This is a genomic window from Stenotrophomonas sp. STEN035, assembly GCF_056759935.1.
Window position 1 is genome coordinate 161,859 of sequence record NZ_JBRRDY010000004.1, and the last position, 22,926, is coordinate 184,784.

General features: G+C 64.5%; 21 protein-coding genes. 18 read left to right on the forward strand and 3 right to left on the reverse strand.

Annotation, left to right across the window (positions count from 1 at the left end; all coding sequences use genetic code 11):
* Positions 1-27 precede the first annotated feature (27 nt).
* Both ACVOLL_RS03690 and ACVOLL_RS03695 read left to right on the forward strand, forming a co-directional pair.
* A complete protein-coding gene (locus ACVOLL_RS03690) occupies positions 28-2,676 on the forward strand; it encodes a serine/threonine-protein kinase (protein WP_481511636.1) in 2,649 nt (882 codons plus the stop codon).
* Positions 2,677-2,702: 26 nt separating this feature from the next.
* Positions 2,703-3,350, forward strand: a complete 648-nt coding sequence (locus tag ACVOLL_RS03695) for a hypothetical protein (RefSeq protein WP_481511637.1) — start codon at positions 2,703-2,705, stop codon at positions 3,348-3,350.
* Between the two features lie 52 nt (positions 3,351-3,402).
* Here the strand turns inward: ACVOLL_RS03695 and ACVOLL_RS03700 are convergent, their stop codons facing one another.
* Entirely contained in the window at positions 3,403-4,533 is a 1,131-nt protein-coding gene (locus ACVOLL_RS03700) for a DUF3011 domain-containing protein (protein WP_481511638.1), read from the reverse strand.
* On the opposite strand from ACVOLL_RS03700, the gene aspS reads away from it, so the two are divergent.
* The 3 genes from aspS to ACVOLL_RS03715 all read left to right on the forward strand — a co-directional run bounded on the left by aspS (position 4,522) and on the right by ACVOLL_RS03715 (position 7,428).
* Positions 4,522-6,279 (forward strand): aspartate--tRNA ligase, encoded by a 1,758-nt coding sequence (gene aspS / locus ACVOLL_RS03705; RefSeq protein ID WP_481511639.1) that lies wholly within the window; start codon positions 4,522-4,524, stop codon positions 6,277-6,279. The genes ACVOLL_RS03700 and aspS overlap by 12 nt on opposite strands.
* A gap of 3 nt (positions 6,280-6,282) precedes the next feature.
* Entirely contained in the window at positions 6,283-6,804 is a 522-nt protein-coding gene (locus tag ACVOLL_RS03710; RefSeq protein ID WP_481511640.1) for a GNAT family N-acetyltransferase, read from the forward strand.
* Between the two features lie 360 nt (positions 6,805-7,164).
* Positions 7,165-7,428 carry a transposase gene (locus ACVOLL_RS03715; protein WP_481511641.1) on the forward strand — a complete coding sequence of 88 codons (264 nt, stop codon included), beginning with the start codon at positions 7,165-7,167 and terminating at the stop codon, positions 7,426-7,428.
* Positions 7,429-7,469: 41 nt separating this feature from the next.
* On the opposite strand, the gene ACVOLL_RS03720 is transcribed toward ACVOLL_RS03715, so the two are convergent.
* Together ACVOLL_RS03720 and ACVOLL_RS03725 are read right to left on the reverse strand one after the other, a co-directional pair.
* A complete protein-coding gene (locus ACVOLL_RS03720) occupies positions 7,470-8,483 on the reverse strand; it encodes a FecR family protein (protein ID WP_481511642.1) in 1,014 nt (337 codons plus the stop codon).
* Positions 8,480-8,962, reverse strand: a complete 483-nt coding sequence (locus tag ACVOLL_RS03725; RefSeq protein WP_481511643.1) for an RNA polymerase sigma factor — start codon at positions 8,960-8,962, stop codon at positions 8,480-8,482. The genes ACVOLL_RS03720 and ACVOLL_RS03725 overlap by 4 nt, the downstream gene beginning before the upstream one ends.
* 254 nt (positions 8,963-9,216) lie before the next feature.
* On the opposite strand from ACVOLL_RS03725, the gene ACVOLL_RS03730 reads away from it, so the two are divergent.
* From ACVOLL_RS03730 to pal, 13 genes are all read left to right on the forward strand, one after another.
* The gene (locus tag ACVOLL_RS03730) at positions 9,217-12,228 is read left to right on the forward strand and encodes a TonB-dependent receptor domain-containing protein (protein ID WP_481511644.1); all 3,012 of its coding nucleotides are present in this window, start codon (positions 9,217-9,219) and stop codon (positions 12,226-12,228) included.
* Positions 12,229-12,282: 54 nt separating this feature from the next.
* Positions 12,283-12,930, forward strand: coding sequence for an esterase/lipase family protein (locus ACVOLL_RS03735; protein ID WP_481511645.1), 648 nt, complete (start codon positions 12,283-12,285; stop codon positions 12,928-12,930).
* A 67-nt stretch (positions 12,931-12,997) separates the two neighbouring features.
* Positions 12,998-13,729 carry a YebC/PmpR family DNA-binding transcriptional regulator gene (locus ACVOLL_RS03740; RefSeq protein WP_481511646.1) on the forward strand — a complete coding sequence of 244 codons (732 nt, stop codon included), beginning with the start codon at positions 12,998-13,000 and terminating at the stop codon, positions 13,727-13,729.
* 73 nt (positions 13,730-13,802) lie between these two features.
* Positions 13,803-14,324 (forward strand): crossover junction endodeoxyribonuclease RuvC, encoded by a 522-nt coding sequence (gene ruvC / locus ACVOLL_RS03745; RefSeq protein ID WP_282269162.1) that lies wholly within the window; start codon positions 13,803-13,805, stop codon positions 14,322-14,324.
* Between the two features lie 10 nt (positions 14,325-14,334).
* Positions 14,335-14,922 carry a Holliday junction branch migration protein RuvA gene (gene ruvA, locus ACVOLL_RS03750; RefSeq protein WP_481511647.1) on the forward strand — a complete coding sequence of 196 codons (588 nt, stop codon included), beginning with the start codon at positions 14,335-14,337 and terminating at the stop codon, positions 14,920-14,922.
* A 35-nt stretch (positions 14,923-14,957) separates the two neighbouring features.
* Positions 14,958-16,883, forward strand: a complete 1,926-nt coding sequence (locus ACVOLL_RS03755) for a potassium transporter Kup (RefSeq protein ID WP_481511648.1) — start codon at positions 14,958-14,960, stop codon at positions 16,881-16,883.
* 33 nt (positions 16,884-16,916) lie between these two features.
* Positions 16,917-17,963, forward strand: a complete 1,047-nt coding sequence (gene ruvB / locus ACVOLL_RS03760) for a Holliday junction branch migration DNA helicase RuvB (protein ID WP_481511649.1) — start codon at positions 16,917-16,919, stop codon at positions 17,961-17,963.
* Complete coding sequence (ybgC, locus tag ACVOLL_RS03765) at positions 17,953-18,378, forward strand: tol-pal system-associated acyl-CoA thioesterase (protein ID WP_481511650.1); 426 nt, start codon at positions 17,953-17,955, stop codon at positions 18,376-18,378. The genes ruvB and ybgC overlap by 11 nt, the downstream gene beginning before the upstream one ends.
* 20 nt (positions 18,379-18,398) lie before the next feature.
* Positions 18,399-19,181, forward strand: coding sequence for a protein TolQ (gene tolQ / locus ACVOLL_RS03770; RefSeq protein ID WP_481511651.1), 783 nt, complete (start codon positions 18,399-18,401; stop codon positions 19,179-19,181).
* A gap of 38 nt (positions 19,182-19,219) precedes the next feature.
* Positions 19,220-19,648 (forward strand): protein TolR, encoded by a 429-nt coding sequence (tolR, locus tag ACVOLL_RS03775; RefSeq protein ID WP_481511652.1) that lies wholly within the window; start codon positions 19,220-19,222, stop codon positions 19,646-19,648.
* Positions 19,638-20,702: a cell envelope integrity protein TolA gene (tolA, locus tag ACVOLL_RS03780; protein WP_481511653.1), complete on the forward strand. Its 1,065-nt coding sequence runs from the start codon at positions 19,638-19,640 to the stop codon at positions 20,700-20,702. Before tolR ends, tolA begins: the two co-directional genes overlap by 11 nt.
* Before the next feature lie 157 nt (positions 20,703-20,859).
* Positions 20,860-22,179, forward strand: coding sequence for a Tol-Pal system beta propeller repeat protein TolB (gene tolB / locus ACVOLL_RS03785; protein ID WP_481511654.1), 1,320 nt, complete (start codon positions 20,860-20,862; stop codon positions 22,177-22,179).
* Between the two features lie 61 nt (positions 22,180-22,240).
* Positions 22,241-22,762, forward strand: a complete 522-nt coding sequence (pal, locus tag ACVOLL_RS03790; RefSeq protein WP_481511655.1) for a peptidoglycan-associated lipoprotein Pal — start codon at positions 22,241-22,243, stop codon at positions 22,760-22,762.
* The last annotated feature ends 164 nt before the right edge of the window (positions 22,763-22,926 follow it).

The window sequence follows — 22,926 nt, forward strand, 5'->3', positions numbered from 1 at the left end:
AGCGGGCGGGTGGCACAGGGGGTGTTGGTGGATCGGGATAGCTGGCAACAGGTGCGCGAGCTGTTTGACGCAGTGTGTGAACTGCATCCGTCGCAGTGGCGGAGTGAGCTTGCGCGCTTGAGCGCTGATCCAGCCGTCATTGCTGAAACACTGGAGTTGCTTGAAGCGCAGACCAGTGAGCTCGGTCGTGCGCTCGAGCCGATGCAGCAGTTGATCGTCGCTGCGATTCCTTCCGAGCTGAGCGAAGGCGATGTCATCGGGTCTTGGCGGCTGTACGAGCGGCTGGCCAGTGGCGGCATGGGCATGGTGTTCCGCGCCGAACGTGCAGACGGCCTGTATGCGCAGGAGGTGGCCGTCAAAGTCCTGCAGGGCAAGCCCCGTGCACGCGTCGCTGAGCGGTTGGCTGCCGAGCGGCGGATTCTGGCCAGCCTGCAGCATCCGAATATCGCGCGCCTCTACGACGGCGGTACTACTCCTGGCGGGCACCCGTACCTGGTGATGGAGTACGTGCGTGGTGAACCGCTGGACGTTTACTGCATGCGCCAGCAGCTGGATCTGCGCCAGCGTCTGCTGTTGTTCCTGAAAGTGTGCAGCGCGGTGCAGGCCGCGCATGCACGGCTGGTGCTGCATTGCGACCTGAAGCCTTCCAATATCCTGGTGCGTGAGGATGGCGAGCCGGTGCTGCTCGACTTCGGTGTGTCGCGCTTGCTTGGCGACGAGGCCGACGAACCGGGTGGGCAGTTCTTCACGCCTGCGTACGCGGCGCCGGAGCTGCAGTCAGGAATGGCGGTAGGTGTGAGCAGCGATGTTTTCAGCTTGGCTGCGGTGCTGAGCGAGCTGCTGGCAGGCAAGGGCGGGCGGCGCGGCGCAAGCGACAGCGCTGTCGCGGTGGCTGCGCCCAGTGGGCTGGCCCAGGCCGATTGTCGCTGGGTACGGTCTCTTCGCGGCGATCTGGATGCCATCGTGGTGCGGGCGGGTGCTTTGCCACCGGACCGGCGCTATCCGTCGGTGGAGGCGATGGCCGCCGACGTACAGCGTTATCTGCAGCATCGGCCGGTGCAGGCACGCAACGGCGGCCGGTTCTATCGCAGTGGACGCTGGTTGCGACGCAACTGGAAGGGGGCAGCACTGCTGTTGCTGGCGCTGTTGCTTGCAGCCTGGTTTGTGTGGCGTTTGGCGGCCGAACGCGCAGCCGCCGAGCGCGAGGCCAAGATCGCCGAGCAGGTCAGCGGCTTCCTGGTGGAAATGTTCCAGGCAGCCGATCCACGCGAGAAGGGCGTGCGCGGCGGTGAGGACATCAGTGCCCGCGAGGTGCTGGACCGGGCAGCGTCGCGCATCGACAAGGAGCTGGATGCATCGCCGGAAGTACAGGCGCGCTTGAAGGGCGTGATTGGCCTGGCCTACCGCAATGCGGGTGATCTGCGGCGGTCTGATCCGCTGATGTTGCAGGCCGCCGAAGCACTGGCTGCCGCTGGCGGCGGAAAAAATCTGGACGAAGCCGCGCGCCTGTTCAACCTGTTGGCGGGTAGCTACTCCAACAACCGCAACGGCGTGGAAGGCGCGAAAATGGCGCGGCGGGCGTTGGCACTCCTGGGCAAGCAGCCGGCGGACAGCTTTCGCGTCGCCCAGTCCTACAACTCATTGGGGCTGTCGTTGTTGTCAGAGCAACGCTATGACGATGCCGAAGCCGCTTTCAAGCAGGCGCTGCAACGTCACCGGGCCGGGAAACGCGAGCAGTACATCGGCGTGGCATTGGACAACCTGGGCATGATGTACCGGCGCAAAGGCGACCTGATCGCATCTGCGGCAGCGTTTGACGAGTCCACGCCGATGTTCCTGCGTACCTTGGGAGAAATGTCCTACGACTACTGGGCCAGCAACACCGAACGCACCTTGATGGTGATGGATCGCGGTGATCTGGATGCGGCCATCGCCGCGTTCGAGGCCAACCTGGCGCGTGCGCCGAAGATCTTCGGGCAACGCAGCGTCTATGTGGTCAGCGAGAACAACCGATTGGCGCTGGCGCTGATACGCAAGGGCGAGTACGCACGCGCACGGCCTTATGTCGAAACCGCGCTGCAGCTTTCGGCGGAGGTGCTGGGGAGGGACAGTTACAACTATTCAGTCATCACCGAAACCGCTGCGCAGCTTGCGCAGGCGCAGGGCAAGGCTGCCGCCGCTGAAGCCGACTATCGGCAGGCCTTGGCGATACGCGCGGCGGCGATTGGCGGGGATCATCCGGACACCCTGGATCTGGAGCTGCAGCTTGGTTTGTTGCTGGTCGCCCAAGGCAACGCTGCCGGCGATGCCCTGGTACAGCGGGCGCATGCGCTATGGCTGCCGCGTATACCCGCCAGCAGCGCCAATGGCATCCGTGTGCAGCAGGGTTGGGCCGAATGGTTGATCGCCAAGCAGCGGCTGGATGCGGCGGCACAGGCCCTGGATTCCGTGCAGCCGTTGCTGTCGGGCAGTCCTTATGCGGCGGTACGCCAACAGGTACTGCGCGCGCGTCTGGCTGAGCAGCACGGCAAGCGCAATGAAGCCGTGCAGCATTGGCAGGCTGCGGTAGCCGCTTCCGAGCTCTTGTATGGCAGGGAATCGCTGGTAACCGCGCAATGGCGCAGCGCCTTGCAGGCGGCGCGTAGTGACACTCAAAGCAGTGCCGCGTTGCCTTGAGCTCGTGTGTGGGCGAGGATCGGGGGATGAAAACCTCATCCTTCTCGAATCTGATCTGCGTGCTGGCTTTGGCCGGCACTGCTGTCCTTCCCGTTTCGGCGATTGCTGCCAGCACCGTCCTGGCAGCAAAAGCTGCAGTGGCGCCGGCCGACCAGTTTCTCGCTGATCTGGCGCACTACTGCGGTCAGGCCTTTGCCGGCCGCATCATCGCCAATCATCCAAAATCCAGCGCGCCGGACCCGTTCGATGGCAAGACCTTGGTGATGCATGTGCGTGGTTGCGACAGCCCGCAGCAGGAACTGCGGGTGCCGTTCCATGTGGGTGATGACCATTCGCGGACCTGGGTGATCAGCCGCACCGACAGCGGCCTGCGCCTGAAGCACGATCACCGCCATGCCGACGGCAGCCCGGATGCAGTGACCATGTACGGCGGCGATACCGCGCAGGCCGGCAGTGCAGGGCGGCAGGAGTTTCCGGTCGATGCCGAATCGGTGGCGATGTTCACCGCGAATGGAATGACCGCCTCGCTGCGCAACACCTGGGCGATGGAACTGGTGCCGGGCAAGCGTTTTGTCTACGAGCTGGCGCGTCCGGATGGGCGTCTGTTCCAGGTGGAATTCGACCTGAGTGTGCCGGTGGCGCTGCCGCCAGCACCGTGGGGCAGCGAGGCCTGAAATACAAAGGGCGCCGTTTGCCGGCGCCCTCTGCTCCACATGGCTTGAGGACTCAGCGCCCGCCGAAACGGGCGCGGCAGCCGCCGTTGACCCAGATGCTGTCGCCGTTGAAGCCCCAGTTGCGGCCTTCCACGCAACGCGTATCCGAGGCCTGCTGGACGATGACCGGGCGGCCCTGGCGACGATCCCATGGGCAGGTATTCAAGCGGTTGCTGTTGCTGTGGCAATCCACGAAGTAGTTGTTGCCGCCCCAACCGCCGCCATTGCCCCAACCACCGCCGCGGCCCTCGGCGAACTCGCCACGGCAGCCGCCGTTGACCCAGACCGCGCCATTGCTGCTGCCCCAGTTGCGGCCCTCCACGCAGCGCGTATCGGAAACCTGGCGGACCAGTACCGCACTACGCCAGCCGGTATTGCAGACCACATGACGGTTGCTGTTGCTGTCGCAGCGGATGGTCTGGTTACCGTTGCCATTACCTTGGCCGCCGCCCCAACCGCCGCCGCCGCGACCTTCGGCAAACTCGGCGCGGCAACCGCCGCTGACCCAGACGCTGCCGTTATTGCTGCCCCAGTTGCGGCCTTCGGTGCAGCGGGTATCGGAGACCTGGCGGACCAGCACCGCGCTGCGCCAACCGGTGTTGCAGACCTGCTGGCGGTTGTTGTTGCTGTCGCAGCGGATGGTGCGGTTGCCGTTGCCGTTCCAGCCGCCCTGGCCGCCACCCCAGCCGCCGCGACCCTCGCTGAATTCTGCGCGGCAGCCGTTGCTGACCCAGACATTGCCGTTGCTGCTGCCCCAACTGCGACCCTCGGTACATTGGGCCTTGGACAGCTGCCGGGTCAGCACGGCGCTACGCCAGCCGGTGGCACAGACACGCTGGCGCTGATCCACGCTTTCGCACCGGATCGGACCGTTCTGGTTGCCGCCCGGGTAGCCGGATTGGGCCGCTGCGGGGGTGGGGCTCATGGCCAGCCCCAACAGGGAAGCCAGGCCTGCAAGCAGGAGGTGACGGTTCATGGTGGCTTCCCTGTTCAGGTTTGGACGCCGAACTATAGGCGTAATCCCGCTTAAGGCGGCGTGACTGATGGGGCGGATTTGCTCCAACCCCCGCTGAGCGCCAAAATACGGGGCTACCCGGCACCGTTTCGTGCCGGGCCCCCTGCGGAGCTTTCCATGCGTACCCATTTCTGCGGCCTGGTCGACGAGACCCTGATCGGCCAAACCGTGACCCTCGCCGGCTGGACCGACGTTGCCCGTAACCTCGGCGGTGTCTGCTTCATCGATCTGCGCGACCACGAAGGCATCGTCCAGGTCACCGTCGAGCCCGACAACGCCGAAGTGTTCGCCGTGGCCGCCAGCCTCGGCTACGAGGACGTGCTGCAGGTCGAAGGCGTGGTGCGCGCGCGTCATGCGGTCAACGACAAGATCCGCAGCGGCAAGGTGGAAGTGATCGCCACCCGCATCAGCATCCTCAACAAGGCCGCGCCGCTGCCGTTCCATGCGCATGAGAACCCGGGCGAGGAAACCCGCCTGAAGTACCGCTACCTGGACCTGCGTCGCCCGGAAATGCAGCGCATGCAGCGTACCCGCATCAAGCTGGTGCAGGCGCTGCGTCGCCATCTGGACGCGCGCAACTTCCAGGACATCGAAACCCCGATCCTGACCAAGGCCACCCCGGAAGGCGCGCGCGACTTCCTGGTGCCGGCGCGCATGCACCCGGGCGAGTTCTACGCCCTGCCGCAGAGCCCGCAGCTGTTCAAGCAGATCCTGATGGTGGCTGGCTTCGATCGCTACTACCAGATTGCCCGCTGCTTCCGCGATGAGGCCCTGCGTGCCGACCGCCAGCTGGAATTCACCCAGCTGGACATGGAGTTCGCCTTCGTCCGCGAGCGCGACGTGCAGGATTTCGTCGAGGACATGATCCGCTCGATCTTCAAGGAAGTGGTCGACGTCGACCTGGATGCCAGCTTCCCGCGCATGACCTGGGCCGAGGCGATGCGTCGCTACGGTTCGGACAAGCCGGATCTGCGCATCGCGCTGGAGCTGGTGGACGTGGCCGAACTGGTCAAGAGCAGCGAGTTCCCGGTGTTCACCGCTGCCGCCAATGACGTCGACGGCCGCGTGGCCGCGCTGCGCATCCCCGGTGGCGCCAGCCTCAGCCGCAAGCAGATCGACGAATACGCCGCCCACGCCGCCAAGTACGGTGCCAAGGGTCTGGCCTACATCAAGATCGCCGAGAACGGCGAGGTCAGCTCGCCGATCCAGAAGTTCTTTGCCGAAGAGGCCTTCGCTGCACTGCTCAAGCACATTGGTGCCGGCAATGGCGACATCGTGTTCTTTGGCGCCGGCGGCTACAACAAGGTCTCCGACTTCATGGGCGCGCTGCGCCTGAAGGCCGGCAAGGACTTCAACCTGGTTGCCAATACCTGGGCACCGCTGTGGGTCACCGACTTCCCGATGTTCGAGTGGGACGAGGAAGAGCAGCGTTACGTCGCCCTGCATCACCCCTTCACCGCACCGGCGGTGGACGATGTGGCGGATCTGCGTGCGCATGCCAAGACCGCGGTATCGCGCGGATACGACATGGTGCTCAACGGCAACGAAATCGGCGGTGGCTCGATCCGTATCCACCGCCCGGAAATGCAGAGCGCGGTGTTCGAGCTGCTCGGCATCGGTGCCGAAGAGGCGCGCGCCAAGTTCGGCTTCCTGCTGGACGCACTGAACTTCGGCGCACCGCCGCATGGTGGCATCGCCTTCGGCATCGACCGCATTGCCGCGCTGATGGCCGGTACCGAGTCCATCCGCGACGTGATCCCGTTCCCGAAGACCACCGGCGCACAGTGCCTGATGACCGACGCACCGTCGCCGATCGCCGACGCGCAGCTGGCCGAAGTGCACGTGCAGGTGCGTCCGCGCGCCGACAAGGCCTGAGCCTTGGCAGCTGACGCCAGCATCCGTCGCGCTACGCCCGATGATGCTGGCGTGCTGTGCGCGCTGGCCGAACGTACCTTCGTGGAGACGTTCGGCCATCTGTACCCGCCGCAGGACCTGGCTGATTACCTGGCCACGGCCTATCCCCTCGAACTGCAGCGGCAACAGCTGCAGTCCGGCGACTACGCGGCGTGGTTGCTGGAAGTGGAAGGTGAGGCCATCGGTTTCGCTTTTGCTGGCCCCTGTGGCTTGCCGCATGTGGATGCCGCAGTGGCTGATGGTGAGTTGAAGCGCTTGTATGTGCTGCGCCAGCATCAAGGTGGCGGTCAAGGCGGGCAGTTGTTCGCTGCGGCACTGCAGTGGTTGCAGACCCCGGGGCGTACATTGTGGATTGGCGTGTGGTCGGAGAATTTCGGTGCGCAACGTTTCTACGCACGGCATGGCTTTGAGCACGTCGGGGCCTATGAGTTCCCGGTCGGCAGCGTGCGCGACAATGAGTTCATTCTGCGGCGGCTTGCTGGCTGATTGATGCTGGGCGACGGCGATTTCAGGCATCGCCTGGAGTGCGTCTTGCCGAGCATGGATCGGCACTACAGTTGTGTGCCTGCATTTGTGGGAGCGGCGTGAGCCGCGAAGCTGGTAATCCAGCAGCGTGCCGACAACCTCCCTGCATGCATCAGAGTTTGCGCTGCATCGCTGTGGGTATGTTTGGCTGCTGCGTCTAGACAGGAAAGGGACTGGTTTGCGTGCTCATACGCGCGCAGCCTCCTGAATATCGGACCTGGTAGCTGAGCCTTGTTGCTGCGACCACGGTGCGGATTGTCTGGGCGTTGGTACGGACGGCAAAACTGGCGTTGATGCAGTTGCCGGCAAGGCGAAGCAAGCATGAGAAAGCGTTTTGATGAGAGGCAGGTGATCGGTTTCCTGCGCGAAGTTGATGGCGGGGAGCCCCTGCAGAAGCTCTGCAGGAAGCATGGTTTCGGTGAGGCGTCGCATGTGCTTTTGCAGCGCATCTGCGGTGGTCTGCGCGCGCCGAACGCAAGGCGACTGCGCCTGTTGCAGGTGGAGAATCGCCGGCTCAGGAATTTGTTGGATGCGCAGCTGCTGGAGCGCGAGCGGATCAGACAGGCGTTGCGTCAGCCGCTCTGAGCTGCCAATGCGCGCCGCAGGAAGTCTGCGACGCGTACTGATCAGCGGCTGAGCTCGGTCTCGCCTGCGGGGTTGGTGTGTGCCGAGATCTTGTGCAAGGCGTTCAAGGCTTCAACGAAACCGGTGCTGTCATTGCTGCGGAACACGCCGGAGACACGCAGTTCGCCCAGCGCCGCATCCTTGACCCGCAAGGGGCTGCCGCCATAACGGTTGAACTCTTCTATCGCCGCCCGCAATGGCATATCCACAAACACCAACTGGCCGTCGATCCATCCCGGTGCGCTGCCAGCGTGGAAGTTCTGTATTTGCGGGGCCTTGCCTGCGGTCATGTGCGCGCGCTGCCCGGGAATGAGCGTGGCTGCGGCTGCGGCGCTGTCGTCGGCTGCTGCGGCGCGCAGCTGTACCTTGCCTTCGAACAAGGTCACATCAAGGCCGTTGTTCAGGCGATACACCTCGAACTGGGTACCAACCGCGCGCACGCTGCCTTGCGCTGTATCCACGGTCAGCGGACGCGCGCTGTCGTGTGCCACCTTGAAAAAGGCGCGGCCTTGATCCAGTGCGATGCGGCGTTGCTGCTCGCTGTAACGCACGCGAAGCGTGGTGCCGGTATCGAGATCAACCTGTGTGCCATCGTCGAGTGTGATGCTGCGCTGCTCGCCGATCGCGCTGGCATAGCGTTGTTCGCTGATTGGTGCCGGAGCAAATACCTGCCAGCCGATGACAGCCGCGGTCAGCGCCGCTGCGCAGGCTGCCAGCCATTGCAGACGGCGGGGCCGGCGCTGCGGCTGCGGTCTGGCCTGCTCCGAGGCGGCTGCGGGAATCGCCGCCAGACGCTGGCTGATCTCGGGCGCGGCCGAAAAATCGCTCAGCATCATCCACATGCGCTCGACCTCTTCGTAGGCAAGCCGATGCGCTGGATCGGCATCCAGCCAGATCTGGTGCTCTGCCTGTTCGTGCTCGTTCAGTTCATCGGCGTGCAGCCGTGCAAACCACGTCGCCGCGTGGGTGCGGATCGGATCAGCGTCTGCAACGATTTCAAGCTTGGTTTCTTTCATGGTTGCTCCAAACGCGTGCCGAAGTGGAGCAGGGCGCGCATCATTTGTTTTTCGACAGCACTGACGCTGATGCCCAGCTGGCTGGCGATGGCGCCATAGGTCAGGCCTTCATAGCGATGCAGCAGGAATACCTGCTGGCAACGTGGTGGTAGATCATCCAGTACCTTCAAGAACGTCTGCAGGCGTTCACGGTCCTGATAGACGCGCTCACCACATACCGTTTCGGTGGGCCAGCCCTCGGTGTTCTCATCGATGGGTACATGTTGTCCAACATGGCGGGTACGGTCGCGACGGTAGCGGTCGCGCAGCAGGTTGCCCGCAATCGTCATCAAATAGGCTTCGACGTTGTTGACCTTGTCCACCTGCGGATCGCGCATCATCCGCACCAGGGTTTCCTGGGTGAGATCTTCCGCGTCTTCAACCGTACCCAGGTGGTTCCTGAAGTAACGCATCAGGCGTGGGCGGTACTGTTGCGCCATGGCGCCCGCGTCCCGGAGGGTGTCGGGCGGAGGCTGAACGGGCGGCAGGACGGCGGTCATTGGCGGGCGTTGACAGTCTGAGGCGACACGCGCAGCTTGGGCCAGTGCCAGTGATTCTGCCAGATGAGGGGTTTGGTGCTTGCTGCGTCTGTACAGGGGTTGCCGGTTCGGTGCCAGTCCGGTTGTCACTGGGAGAGGGGATGATTGCCAGCGCAGGTCGCCGAAATCAGCGGGTGCGGGACGGTCGGCGAGGCATGTTGCGCTGGCTGTTGCTATGCCTTGTCCTGGTGATCGTGCCTGCTTGGGCACAGGGCAGTTCCGTCACTCGCGATTACCAGCAGCCACGGCAGTCCTTGCAGCAGGCGTTGGCGCAACTGGCAACCAGCTCGGGGCTGCAGATACTGATGGCGCCGCAGATGCTGGCCGGCAAGACCGCACCTGCGTTGAACGGACGCTACAGCGTCGCCCAGGCCCTGCAGCAAGTGCTGGCTGGCAGCGGCCTGGGCTATACGCTGACCAGTAGCGGGGTCATCACCATTGTCCAGGCCGCGACAGCTCCGGCAGCTGCAGCGCCCAAGCCAACGCAGCCGGTGACGATGCCGGCGGTGGCCAGTTCCTTGGCCTCGCTGCAGGTCACCGGCTCGCGGATACGCCGCAGCGCGTTTGAAGGCCCGGCACCGGTAGCCATCATCACTGCCGAGCAGATGCAACGCGATGGCCATTTCACCTTGACCGATGTGCTGGCCTTGAATGGCATGAGCAATTACGGCGCCGAGTCGCTGGGCGGCGGCGGGCGCTTTTCGGCGAACGCGCAGCCCTTGAACCTGCGCGGCCTGGGCCCGGGCAGGGCGTTGATCCTGGTCGATGGCCGGCGGTTGCCGGACTACCCGTTTCCCTCGAACGGACGTAGCAATTTCCAGAGCCTGGGTGGCATTCCCCTGGCCAGCGTGGAGCGGGTCGAGCTGATGACCGGTGGCGCCTCGGCCATCTACGGTGCCGATGCGATCGCCGGGGTGGTCAATATCGTGCTCAAACAACCGCGCAGCGGTTCGCAGGCCAGGGTGCGCACCGGCGCCAGCAGCCAAGGCGGTGGTGATCGCTTTGATCTGCAGTGGTCCGCCGGGCATGGCGGCGAGAACTGGGGGCTGAGTTATGCCGTGCAATACTCGGCTGCCGAGTTGCTGCGCGGCGCGCAACGCGACCTGAAACGTCCAGCTGGCGCGCCGATGAATCCCGAACTTGGGCTGGGTTTCATGCGCGAGGGCGGCACCGCTCAAGTGCTGCTGCCGCTGCCGCGCGATGTCTGCTCGCGCTGGCAGGGCGAGTTCGTCGACTGGAACTTTCTTGCGCCTGCAAACGCGCCATCGGCACTGCAGGGGTACGGCTGCGGAACCTGGCGCAACGCTGGCTACACCTCGCTGATGGATGGCGTGCGGGAGTTGTCCGGGCAGCTGCATGCAGAGTGGGCTTTGTCATCGCACACGCAGGCATGGGCGGGTTTGCAGCTGTGGAATGCGCGCAGCGAGCTGGCCAGCGGCTTCGAGACCATCACCGGGCCGCATCTGGCCAGTACCGGCAAGGTCAACCAGGTCTACGATCCGCGCTTCGGTTATCTCGCGCCACGACGCGTGCTTACCCCGCAGGAAGTGGGCGGGCCAGACGCAATGAACGATCACTACAGTGAGCGGATGTGGGATCTGGCGCTGGGGCTGCAAGGGCGCTACGGGCAGCGCCTGGACTGGAGCCTGACGGTTGGGCGTTCGGACTATCGGGTGCAGCGTGATCGGCGGCGCTTGTTGGGCGACAAGATCAATGACTTTTTCTTTGGCCCCGCAATGGGGGTGACTGATGATGGCGTCATCATCCAACCATTGAACCTGCAGCATTGGTATCGGCCGATCACGCCTGACGAATACACGGCCATGTCGAGCAATGTGCATTACGACGCGCTTACCCGGGTGGATGAGGCGTCTTATGTTGTCTCCGGTGGAATCGCCGATCTACCTGCCGGCAGCCTGGCAATGGCGCTGGTGGCGGAGGCAAGTCGACAGCGCTACCGGCTGCGCAACACGCCATCGGTGCTGCCCTTGCAGATGGCTACCTACAACCTCACCGGCAGCGTGGGCGAAGGGACGCGCGATCGCTACGCACTGGGTGCAGAGCTGAGCGTTCCGCTGACGACGGCGATCAAGGGCAGTCTGGCCGGTCGCGTGGACAGGTACGACGACGCGGTCGCCGTCGCTACAGCGCGCACCTGGAGTGCTGGGCTGGAATGGCGACCTGCGCACAATCTGCTATTGCGTGCCAGCCACGCGACCAGCTTCAAGATGCCGGACATGCATTGGGTGTTCACCGATGGCGGCGGCAGTTTTGGCAGCGCCATTGATGCGAGGCGCTGCATCGTTGCCGGTGCCAATCCCGGCTGCGCTGGTTATGAATCGGAGTTTCTGACCCGGACCTATCGCAACCCCGAGCTGGGTGCGGAGACCGGCACCTCGATCACGGCCGGCGTTGTATGGGATGTCAGCGATGCCTTGTCGATCAGCGCGGACTATTGGGATGTCAGCAATGAAGGCGGCATTGGCCGCATCTCGCCGGCGCTGCTATTGCGTGATGAAGCCGAGTGCACCACCGGCCTGCGCCCGGATGGGCGCCCGAGCACGGTGGATCCACGCTCCTGGGAGTGTCGCAAGGCACGTTCGCGGGTAGTGCGTAGCGGCGGGCAGGGCGATGGCCGCATTGTCATGGTCGAGTCGACGGCGGCCAACCAGTCCGAGCAGCGCATCCGCGGCATCGACGCGGTAGTGGATTGGCGTTTCAGCAGCGGCATCGGCGACTTCGTCCTGCACACGGCCTGGACGCACACTTTCTGGGCCCAGCGTCGGGTGCGCTCACCGGGTACCTTGCACGAGGAATGGCGCCAGACGCAGTGGGAGTCGGGTGAAAACCTGGCGTTCCGCAGCAACCTGCGTACCAGTCTGGGTTGGCAGGGGCAGGGGGGCTGGTCAGCCAACCTGTTCGGCATCCGCTACGGCCGCTTGCCGCGCGTTGATGGCCAAGGCCGGATCAGGCCACTGCTGCTGTGGAATGCCAATGTCGGCAAACAAATCGGCAAGCGCGCGACGGCGACCTTGTTCATCAACAATCTGTTCAATACAGCGCCGCCACGTGACAGCAGCAATATCGAGTTTCCGTACTACTACGACGAGGTCTACAGCGCGGTAGGGCGGCAGTTGGCCCTGCAGCTGGATTACAACTTCGACTGAAGGCCGGGCCGTTGCCCGTTGTAGTGGGCAAGGCCGATGAAGGAAACTGCGCGCATGTCATGGCAGAACTCCCCGCGTCCCCGTGTGCTGATCCTGCACGGCATCTGGAACACCCGCTCCTGGCTGTTGCCGTTGGCCTGGCGGCTGCGCACGCAGGGCTTCGCAGTGGATACGTTTGGCTACGCCAGCGTGTTCGGCGGACCCGAACAGGCGGTGCCGCAGTTGGTGCAACGTTTGCGCACGGGAGGGCAGGTATCGCTGGTCGGGCACAGCCTGGGTGGTCTGGTCGCGCTGGAGGCGTTGCGGCAGGCGCCGAGCCTGGAGGTGCCGCGGGTGGTCTGCCTTGGCTCGCCGTTATGCGGCAGTGGCACTGCCCGTTCGATGGCCGAACATGGTTGGGTGGCGGCCTTGGGGCGTAGCAGCGACCTGCTGTTGCACGGTTTGCCGGATTGGCAGGGAAAGGCCGAGGTCGGCCTGATCGCGGGCTCGGTGGCGCATGGGCTGGGGGCAATGATGGGGGCCTTGGACGGCGAATCCGATGGCACCGTGGGCCTGGCCGAAACCCGTCTGCCGGGTCTGGCCGACCATTGTGTGGTGCCGGTCAGCCATAGCGGGCTGGTGCTGTCGCCCGAGGTGGCCACGCTGACCGCCGGCTTCCTGCGCCGGGGGCGCTTTCCGACGGTTGCCGCGGTAACCGGCTGATGACGGGGGCTGGGCGGGGGATCAGGTAGAATTACCGTCCTGTTCCTGACAGATGTACGGTATTCCCATGGGTCGAGGTCCTTCCATCGAAGGTCGCAAAAACGCGAATGACGCGAAGCGCGGCAAGATTTTCACCAAAATCATCCGGGAGATCAGCGTTGCTGCCCGCGGTGGTGGAGGCGACCCAAACAACAACCCGCGTCTGCGCACCGCGATGGACAAGGCCCTGAGCGCGAACATGACCAAGGATGTCATCGAGCGCGCGATCAAGAAGGCCACCGGTGAGCTGGAAGGCGTCGAATACGAAGAAGTGCGCTACGAGGGCTACGCCCCGGGCGGCATCGCCGTGATCGTCGACTGCCTGACCGACAACCGCGTGCGCACCGTGGCCGACGTGCGTCATGCCTTCAGCAAGTGCGGCGGCAACATGGGCACCGAAGGCTCGGTGTCGTTCATGTTCAAGCGGCTGGGCGTGCTGAGCTTCGCGCCGGGTGCGGATGAAGAAACCATCACCGAGGCGGCGATCGAGGCCGGTGCCGACGATATCGCGGTCTATCCAGAAGACGGCTCGATCGACGTGATCACCGCGCCGGAAGCCTTCCAGTCGGTGAAGGACGCGATGGCCGCGGCCAAGCTGGTGCCGGACCACAGCGAAATCACCTTCCGTGCCGACAACGACGTTGCCGTCGATGCTGACACCGCCGTGCAGGTGAAGAAGCTGCTGGACATGCTCGAAGACCTGGACGATGTGCAGGACGTGTATTCCAACGTCGACCAGGCAGGCCTGGAGCGGGTCTGACGACCCGCCCGGTCCCACCGGGTGAGACGGCGTCCGGCCATGCTGGGCGCCGTTTTTTACTGGTAGAGGCAGCATGACCCGCATCCTTGGCATAGACCCTGGCTCGCAGCGCACCGGCGTCGGCATCATCGACATCGATGCCAACGGCCGCGCCCGCCATGTTCACCACGCGCCACTGGTGCTGTTGGGGGCGGCGGATTTCCCGCAGCGGTTGCGCTTGCTGGCGCACGGACTGCATGCCTTGATCGAGGAATTCCAGCCGCAGGAAGTGGCGATCGAGAAGGTGTTCATGGCCAAGAACGCCGATTCGGCCTTGAAGCTGGGGCAGGCGCGTGGCGCGGCGGTGTGCGCGGTGGTGATGCGCGACCTGCCGGTCAGCGAATACGCCGCCACCGAGATCAAGCTGGCCGTGGTCGGCCGAGGTGGTGCGGAAAAGCAACAGGTGCAGCATATGGTGGGTTTGATGCTGAACCTGCAGGGCAAATTACAGGCAGACGCCGCCGATGCATTGGCGGTGGCCATAACCCATGCGCATGTCCGCGCTACCGCCAACCGGCTGGGAGTGGATGTGCGCCAGGCTTGGAGTCGCAAATGAGGTTTTTCGCATGATTGGTCGACTGCGCGGCATCCTTGCCCATAAGGCCCCGCCGTGGCTGGTAATCGACGTCAATGGCGTGGGTTATGAGCTGGAGGCGCCGATGAGCACCTTCTATGACCTGCCTGATGTCGGTCGCGAGGTGATTCTGTTCACCCATTACGCGCAGAAGGAGGACAGCGTCTCGCTGTACGGCTTCCTTCGTGAGGGCGAGCGCCGCCTGTTCCGCGATGTGCAGAAGGTGACGGGCATCGGCGCCAAGATCGCGCTGGCGGTGTTGTCCGGGGCCAGCGTCGACGAGTTCGCGCGGCTGATCCAGACCGGCGATGTCACCGCGCTGACCCGTATCCCCGGTATAGGCAAGAAGACCGCCGAACGCATGGTGGTCGAACTGCGTGACCGCGCAGCCAATTTCACCGGTGGCGGCGCACCGATTGCCGGAGCGCTGGGCAACGATGCAGTGTCCGAGGCGACAGTGGCGTTGCAGCAACTGGGCTATAAACCGGCAGAGGCCGCCAAGATGGCGCGCGATGCCGGTGCCGAGGGCGATGATGTCGCCACGGTCATCCGTAAAGCGCTGCAGGCAGCCCTGCGTTAACCCCTTCGGCAGCATGACGCCAACCCGAGATCGCCATGTCCCACGCTTCTTCAACGTCTGAATCTTCCACTCAAGGCCATGGTCATGGTCACGGCGGCGCTGCCGGTGGCATGGCGCTGGTCGTCGGTGCCATCGGCGTGGTGTTTGGCGATATCGGCACCAGCCCGCTGTACACCTTGAAGGAGGCGTTCTCGCCGCATTACGGGCTCAACAGCGACCATGACACCGTGCTAGGCGTGCTGTCGCTGGCGTTCTGGGCGCTGAACATGGTGGTCACGCTCAAGTACGTGACCATCATCATGCGCGCCGACAATGACGGCGAGGGCGGCATCATGGCCTTGATGGCGCTGGCCCAGCGCACCCTGCGCAATGGTTCGCGGTCAGCCTATGTGGTCGGCATCCTCGGTATCTTTGGTGCGTCACTATTCTTTGGTGACGGGGTGATCACTCCGGCGATCTCGGTGCTGGGTGCGGTCGAGGGTTTGGAAGTCGCAGCGCCGGGACTGGGCCATTTCGTGGTGCCGATCACCCTGGTGGTGCTGGCGGCGGTGTTCGCCGCGCAACGCTTTGGCACCGAGAAGGTGGGCAAGGTGTTCGGGCCGGTGATGACCATCTGGTTCCTGTCGCTGGCCGCAATCGGCATCTGGAACGTGATTGCCGCGCCGGAAGTGCTCAAAGCCTTCAATCCGATGTGGGCGGCACGCTTCTTCATGGAGCATGGCTGGCACGGTCTCTTCATCCTCGGCGCGGTGGTGCTGGCGGTGACCGGTGGCGAGGCGCTGTATGCGGACATGGGCCATTTTGGTGCGCCACCAATCCGCCACGCCTGGTACTTCTTCGTGCTGCCGTGCCTGGTGCTTAACTATCTGGGGCAGGGCGCACTGGTGTTGCAGCGCCCGGACGCGGTGGCCAATCCGTTCTTCGAGGCGGTGCCGGAGTGGGCGCTGATCCCGATGATCCTGCTGGCAACGATGGCGGCGGTGATCGCCAGCCAGTCGGTGATCACCGGTGCGTTCTCGGTATCGCGGCAGGCCATGCAGCTGGGCTACATCCCGCGCATGCGCATCCTGCATACCTCACACGACACCATCGGCCAGATCTATATCCCGGGCATCAACTGGGGCCTGGCGGTGATGGTGTTTGGGCTGGTGCTGGCGTTCCGCAGCTCCAGCAACCTTGCGGTCGCCTACGGTATTTCGGTGTCGGGCACGATGCTGATCGACACCATGTTGCTGGCGCTGGTAGCGCGGGTGCTGTGGCCGCGTGCGCGCCACGCCATCATTGCCCTGTGTGTGGTGTTCCTCTTCATCGACCTGGGCTTTGTGATCGCCAATGGTGCCAAGCTGCTGCAGGGTGCCTGGTTCCCGCTGGTGCTGGGCTTGGTGTTGTTCACGATGATGCGCACCTGGCGGCGCGGACGTGAGCTGCTGCGTGATGAGATCCGCAAGGACGGTATTCGTCTGGACACGTTTTTGCCGGGTTTGATGCTGGCGCCGCCGGTGCGCGTGCCAGGCACGGCGGTGTTCCTGACCGCCGATCCGACCGTTGTCCCGCATGCGCTGATGCACAACCTCAAGCACAACAAGGTGCTGCACGAGCGCAATGTGTTCCTGCACGTGGAAACCCTGCCGATGCCGTATGCGGCCGAAGGCCAGCGCCTGCGCATCGATTCGGTGGGCGATGAGTTCTACCGGGTCTACGTGCGCTATGGCTTCATGGAAACCCCGGATATTCCACTGGCGTTGATGCGTTCCTGCGACCACGGTGGCATCTATTTCGATCCGATGGATACCACCTTCTTCGCCAGCCGCGAGACCATCGTGGCCAGCGCCAACCGTGGCATGCCGATCTGGCGCGACAAGTTGTTCGCCTTCATGCATCGCAACGCGGCGCCTGCCACCGGCTTTTTCCGCATACCGGGCAATCGGCTGGTGGAATTGGGCGCGCAGGTGGAAATCTGATCGGATGCGGCCTGCTTGGCGCATAATTGCAAAATGACTGACGACCGCATCATCGGCGCCGGCGCCACCCGCGAGGATGACGCTGCAGACGCCAGCATCCGTCCGCGCACCCTGGCCGATTACCTCGGCCAGGCACCGGTGCGTGAGCAGATGGATATCTATATCCAGGCCGCCAAGGCCCGCCGCGAGGCGCTGGATCATGTGCTGATCTTCGGCCCGCCCGGGCTGGGCAAGACCACGCTGAGCCATGTCATCGCCAATGAACTGGGTGTGGCGCTGCGCGTCACTTCCGGTCCGGTGATCGAAAAAGCCGGCGACCTGGCTGCGTTGCTGACCAATCTGCAGCCGCATGACGTCTTGTTCATCGACGAAATCCACCGTCTTTCGCCGGTGGTCGAGGAAGTGCTGTACCCGGCGATGGAGGATTTCCAGATCGACATCATGATCGGTGACGGCCCGGCCGCGCGCTCGATCAAGCTGGATCTGCCACCGTTCACCCTGATTGGTGCCACCACCCGCGCCGGACTGCTGACCGCGCCGCTGCGCGACCGTTTCGGCATCGTGCAGCGGCTGGAGTTCTATTCGGCCGAGGAACTGACCCGCATCGTGCGGCGTTCGGCGGCCATTCTCGGCATCGACTGCAGTGCCGAGGGCGCTGGCGAGATCGCCCGCCGTTCGCGCGGCACCCCGCGTATTGCCAACCGGCTGCTGCGGCGCGTGCGCGATTACGCCCAGGTCAAGGCTGGCGGGCATATCGACCAGGACGTGGCGCAGGCTGCGATGCAGATGCTCAAGGTCGATCCGGAAGGCTTCGATGAGCTGGATCGGCGCATGTTGCGCACCTTGGTGGAGTATTTCGATGGCGGCCCGGTTGGGGTCGAGTCGATGGCCGCAGCCCTTTCCGAAGAGCGTGGCACCCTGGAAGACGTGGTCGAGCCGTTCCTGATCCAGCAGGGCTTCCTGGTGCGTACCGCCCGCGGGCGCATGGCCACCAGCAAGGCTTACCGTCATCTGGGCCTCAAACCCAAGGCCGCACCGGCGCCAGTGGACCTGTTCGCGGAGCAACGCGATGACGAATGAGTCTCGGTTCAGTTGGCCGACACGCATTTACTGGGAAGATACCGACGCTGGCGGCGTGGTGTACCACGCCCGCTACGTGGCCTTCATGGAGAGGGCAAGGACCGAATGGATGCGCGCCCTGGGCTACGGACAGGAAGCCATGCGTTGCGGTGACGGCCAGGTATTTGTGGTCCGTGCCATGAACCTGGACTTCCTGAAGCCGGCCAAGCTGGACGATGCGCTGACCACCACGGTGGAATTGCTGCAATGCCGGCGGGCCAGCCTGCTGATGGCGCAGGCAGTGATGCGCGATGACCAGGTGCTGGCGACGGCGCAGGTTCGCCTTGCCGCCGTTGGTGCCCGCGACTTCCGTCCGCAGGCGCTCGATGACACGCTTTACGCATTACTGAAACCCCTTCAAACACAACCCGCTTAAGCAACACTGAGGAAGATCGGATGATCGCTTTGCTTCTGGCCCTGCAGGCCACCGTGACCGAGGCCTTGCCGGCCGATGTCAGCGCAGCCGCCGCGCAGACCGTGGCGCAGGCCAGCCATGGCGGCGGCATCAACTACCTGGACCTGATGATCAAGGCCAGTATCCCGGTCAAGCTGATCGTGCTGCTGCTGTTGGCCGGCTCCTTCATCAGCTGGGTCATCATTTTCCGCAAGGCGCGCGTGTTCAAGGCCGCCGACAACGAGGCCAGCGACTTCGAGAACCGCTTCTGGTCCGGTGCCGATCTGGGCAAGCTGTACGCCTCGGCCACCGACCGCAACCGTCAGGTTGATGGCCTGGAAGCCATCTTCGAAGCCGGGTTCCGCGAGTATTCGCGCCTGCAGGGCCGCCGCGCCTTTGATGGCCGCACTCAGCTGGAAGGCGCGCAGCGCGCCATGCGCACCACCTATGCCCGTGAAGTCGATGGGCTGGAGCGCAATCTGGAATTGCTGGCCAATATCGGTTCCACCGCCCCTTATGTGGGCCTGGTCGGCACCGTGTTCGGCATCATGGTGACCATGCACGACATGATCAGCAGCGGTGAGCAGGCCGGTATCGCCTCGGTTGCCCCGGGTATTTCCGAAGCCCTGTTCGCCACCGCGATCGGCCTGTTTGTGGCGATCCCGGCGGTGTGGGCCTACAACCGCTTCACCACCCGCGTCGAGCGGCTGTCGGTGCGCTATGAAACCTTCGCCGAGGAGTTCAGCTCCATCCTGCAGCGCCAGCAGAGCGGCAGCGACGAGTAAGTGCGCCAGCGCCTTCCTCTGACCGCAGGAGCCCATCTATGACCGCCGCCATACCCCGCCGCAAGCGCCGCAAGCTCAAGTCCGAGATCAACGTCGTGCCGTACATCGACGTGATGCTCGTGCTGCTGATCATCTTCATGGTGACCGCGCCGCTGCTGACCCTCAGTTTCGAGGTCGACCTGCCCAGTTCCACCGCCAAGGCGCTGGAGAGCAAGCAGGATCCGATCGTGGTCTCGGTACGTGCCGACGGCCAGATGAGCCTGAAGCTGCCCGAAGCCAAAGACCCGCAAGCCATGGGCGCTGCCGCGCTGCAGGCGCAGCTGAGCGCCTTGGCCTCGCAGGACAAGGAACTTCGCGTGATCGTGGCCGCCGACAAGAGCGTGGCCTATGAAAAGGTCATGGACGCCATGGACGTGATCAAGGCCGCGAAGATCGAAAAGGTGGGTCTGGCGACCGATGCACGCTGACGCACTGCCACCGCCGCACGACAACCGCAACGAGTGGGGCCTGCCGGTCGTACTGGCGTTGCTGGTGCACCTGTTGGTCGCGGCGATTTTCATCATTGCCTGGGTGTGGTCGCCTTCGCGCAGCACCGAAGCCGCCGCTGGTGACCCGGCGCTTGAGGCCAACATGCAGCTGTCCGCCGCCGAAGCCTCGGCCGCGCGGCAGGCCCTGCGTGCCTCGGAAAAACTGCCGGATCTGCCTGAGCCGGTTGAAGAGGCGCAGCCCGAGCCGGTGCCGGAAGACACCGTGCCGCCGCCGCAGCCCATCGCCGAGCCCAAACCGCAGGACGCGCCGACGCCACAGCAGCACAACGCCCAGGAGCGCATTGCCCAGCCGGACACGGTCGACCAGGACCGCGTCAGTGCCTTGGCCATTTCCCAGGAGAAGGCCAAGCAGGAGCAGGAAGCCAAGCGTCGCCAGGAGCAGATCGACCTGACCGAGCGCAAGCGCGTGGAAGAGGCCGAGCAGAAACTGCGCCTGGCCAAGCAGCAGGAGGAGGATCGTAAGAAGATCGCCGACCAGCAGCGCCAGGCCAGTGAGACCCAGGCCGAGCAGGAGCGTCAACAGAAGATCGCCGAGATCCGCCGCAAGCGCGAGCAGGCCGAGCGCGAGGCCAAGCTGGCCGAGCAGCGCCTGCGCCAGGTCGCTGATGCCCGCGCCCGTGCGCAGGCCACGTCCACCAGCAGCGGCAACAGCGGACCGAGCACGCCGTCGCCGGGGCAGGGCGGTACCAGCAATGATCTGACTGCCAAGTACGCCGCCGCGATCCAGCAGGCCGTGGTTGCCCAGTGGAACCGGCCGGACAATATTCCCAATGGCACGCGCTGCCGGATCCTGATCAAGCAGCTGCCGGGCGGCGAGGTGATGAGTGCCGAGGTGCAATCGGGTTGCGCAATGGACGCGGCAGCGCGCGATTCGATCGAGCGCGCCGTGCTGAGGGCGCAGCCGCTGCCCTTCCGTGGCTATGAAACGGTGTTCCGGCGCGAGCTGATGTTTACATTCACCGCCCAGAACTGAGCGGTGGCTGTTCCGGGCATCCGGTTGGTTTCATTGGAAATTTATAATTTGGGGCGATGGCTGGCAGATTTCACATGACTTTCGTTCACGATTGCGAAAATGTTCATCTGCGTGCTGCTATCCCTCTTTCATATTCACTCGTACTGCTGAGCGCCTCATGAAGAATCTGTCACGCTGGCTGGTCGCCCTCACTGTTCTGCTGCTGCCGTTCGTGGCCGCGGCACAGCAAGGGGCTTTGGAAATCGAAATCACCCGTGGCAATGCCTCGGCCACGCCGATTGCGGTTGTGCCTATGGCCTACCAGGGCTCGGCCGGTGCGCCGCAGACCGACGTCGCCGCCGTGGTGCGTGCCGACCTGGACCGTTCCGGCCAGTTCCGCAATCTGCCCGAAGCGCAGATCGCCGAGCGCCCCAGCCGTGGCAGCGAGGTGCAATACCCGACCTGGCGAGCGTTGAAGCAGGACTTCCTGGTGGTGGGCCGGGTGCAGGACGCCGGTGCCGGCGCCTACCGTGTGGAATACGAACTGTTCGACGTGGCCAAGGGCGAGCGCATGCTCGGCCTGGCGATGACCGCACGTTCCAGCGCCATGCGTGACGTCGCCCACCAGATGGCCGATGCGATCTACGAGAAGATCACTGGTGTGCGCGGCGCCTTCTGGACCCGCATCGCCTACATCACCGCCAGCGGCAGCGGCGCCAACATGCGCTATGCGCTGATGGTGGCTGATTCCGATGGCTACAGCCCGCAGACCATCGTCCGTTCGGCCGAGCCGCTGCTGTCGCCGAGCTGGAGCCCGGACGGCCGCAAGCTGGCCTATGTCAGCTTCGAGCGCGGCAACTCCTCCATCTATGTTCAGGACATCGCCACTGGTGGCCGTGAGCTGCTGACCAGCTTCCGCGGCATCAACAGCGCGCCGTCGTTCTCGCCGGATGGCCGCCGTCTGGCGCTGGCGCTGTCGCGCAGCGGCAACCCGGAAATCTACGTGATGGACCTGGGCAGCAAGCAGCTGACCCAGCTGACCAACCACTTCGGCATCGACACCGAGCCGACCTGGTCTGCCGATGGCAGCTCGGTCTACTTCACTTCCGATCGCGGCGGTCGCCCGCAGATCTACCAAGTGGCCTCCACTGGCGGCAGCGCCAGCCGGGTGACCTTCCAGGGCAACTACAACGCCAAGGCAAGCGTATCCTTTGACGGCAAGAAGATCGCCGTTGCCCAAGGGGCTGGCAGCAGCTACAAGATCGCGATGATGGACAGCAGCCTCGGCTCGCCGCGCTGGAGCACGCTGTCGCCGGGTTCGCTGGACGAATCGCCGAGTTTTGCGCCCAATGCGAGCATGATCCTGTACGCCGCTCGTGAAGGTGGGCGTGGTGTGTTGTATGAAGTGTCGGCCGATGGTCGGGTGCGCCAGCGCCTGGTGCTGGCCGATGGCGATGTGCGCGAACCGGCATGGGGGCCGTACCGCACTGCGCGTTGATAAAATGTTAATCTTCCCACGCATTAATCCCAACATTGGCCAGGAGCCACTAGGTATAGCCATGAACAAGTCAACTCGTGTTTTGCTCGTCTCGCTGCTGTCGGTCGTTGCACTGGCCGGTTGCACGAAGAAGGTCAAGGAACAGCCGGCACAGCCGTCGGTTGATAACGGCTCGAGCACCACCCAGCCGACCGGCCCGTCCACCTCCGGCCTGTACGGCCCGGGCGACCTGGACACCGACGCCTGCCTGCGTCAGCGCGTCGTTTACTTCGATCTGGACCAGGATTCGGTCAAGCCGGAGTTCCAGGCCATCATGGCTTGCCACGCCAAGTACCTGCGTGACCGTCCGTCCTCGCGCATCACCCTGCAGGGCAACACCGACGAACGCGGCAGCCGCGCTTACAACCAGGCCCTGGGCGAGCGTCGTGGTAACGGCGTGAACTCGGCTCTGCAGGCCAACGGTGGTTCGGCTTCGCAGCTGACCGTCGTGTCCTACGGCGAAGAGCGTCCGGTCTGCACCGATTCGAACGAGTCCTGCTGGTCGCAGAACCGTCGCGTCGAAATCGTCTACACCGCGCAGTAATCGGTGCGCATCAGCCTCAAACTGATGCTCGTGGTCGCGGGGGGCCGGGGGGGGGGCGCGCCCCCCGCAGCACCCCCCGGCGAATTTGGGGGCCCGGGTTGGGGGGGGGCTCCGCCCGGGCCCAACACACCCCCCAAGAACGCCAAAAGCACTAAACCCCCCCC

Coding starts and splice junctions, on each gene's coding strand:
- ACVOLL_RS03740 (WP_481511646.1), top strand. CDS start 12,998: ATGGGTCGAGGTCCTTCCATCGAAGGTCGCAAAAACGCGAATGACGCG.
- ACVOLL_RS03755 (WP_481511648.1), top strand. CDS start 14,958: ATGTCCCACGCTTCTTCAACGTCTGAATCTTCCACTCAAGGCCATGGT.
- aspS (WP_481511639.1), top strand. CDS start 4,522: ATGCGTACCCATTTCTGCGGCCTGGTCGACGAGACCCTGATCGGCCAA.
- tolQ (WP_481511651.1), top strand. CDS start 18,399: ATGATCGCTTTGCTTCTGGCCCTGCAGGCCACCGTGACCGAGGCCTTG.
- ACVOLL_RS03730 (WP_481511644.1), top strand. CDS start 9,217: ATGTTGCGCTGGCTGTTGCTATGCCTTGTCCTGGTGATCGTGCCTGCT.
- tolR (WP_481511652.1), top strand. CDS start 19,220: ATGACCGCCGCCATACCCCGCCGCAAGCGCCGCAAGCTCAAGTCCGAG.
- ruvA (WP_481511647.1), top strand. CDS start 14,335: ATGATTGGTCGACTGCGCGGCATCCTTGCCCATAAGGCCCCGCCGTGG.
- tolB (WP_481511654.1), top strand. CDS start 20,860: ATGAAGAATCTGTCACGCTGGCTGGTCGCCCTCACTGTTCTGCTGCTG.
- ybgC (WP_481511650.1), top strand. CDS start 17,953: ATGACGAATGAGTCTCGGTTCAGTTGGCCGACACGCATTTACTGGGAA.
- ACVOLL_RS03700 (WP_481511638.1), bottom strand. CDS start 4,533: ATGGGTACGCATGGAAAGCTCCGCAGGGGGCCCGGCACGAAACGGTGC.
- tolA (WP_481511653.1), top strand. CDS start 19,638: ATGCACGCTGACGCACTGCCACCGCCGCACGACAACCGCAACGAGTGG.
- ruvC (WP_282269162.1), top strand. CDS start 13,803: ATGACCCGCATCCTTGGCATAGACCCTGGCTCGCAGCGCACCGGCGTC.
- ACVOLL_RS03735 (WP_481511645.1), top strand. CDS start 12,283: ATGTCATGGCAGAACTCCCCGCGTCCCCGTGTGCTGATCCTGCACGGC.
- pal (WP_481511655.1), top strand. CDS start 22,241: ATGAACAAGTCAACTCGTGTTTTGCTCGTCTCGCTGCTGTCGGTCGTT.
- ACVOLL_RS03725 (WP_481511643.1), bottom strand. CDS start 8,962: ATGGCGCAACAGTACCGCCCACGCCTGATGCGTTACTTCAGGAACCAC.
- ACVOLL_RS03720 (WP_481511642.1), bottom strand. CDS start 8,483: ATGAAAGAAACCAAGCTTGAAATCGTTGCAGACGCTGATCCGATCCGC.
- ACVOLL_RS03715 (WP_481511641.1), top strand. CDS start 7,165: ATGAGAAAGCGTTTTGATGAGAGGCAGGTGATCGGTTTCCTGCGCGAA.
- ACVOLL_RS03695 (WP_481511637.1), top strand. CDS start 2,703: ATGAAAACCTCATCCTTCTCGAATCTGATCTGCGTGCTGGCTTTGGCC.
- ruvB (WP_481511649.1), top strand. CDS start 16,917: ATGACTGACGACCGCATCATCGGCGCCGGCGCCACCCGCGAGGATGAC.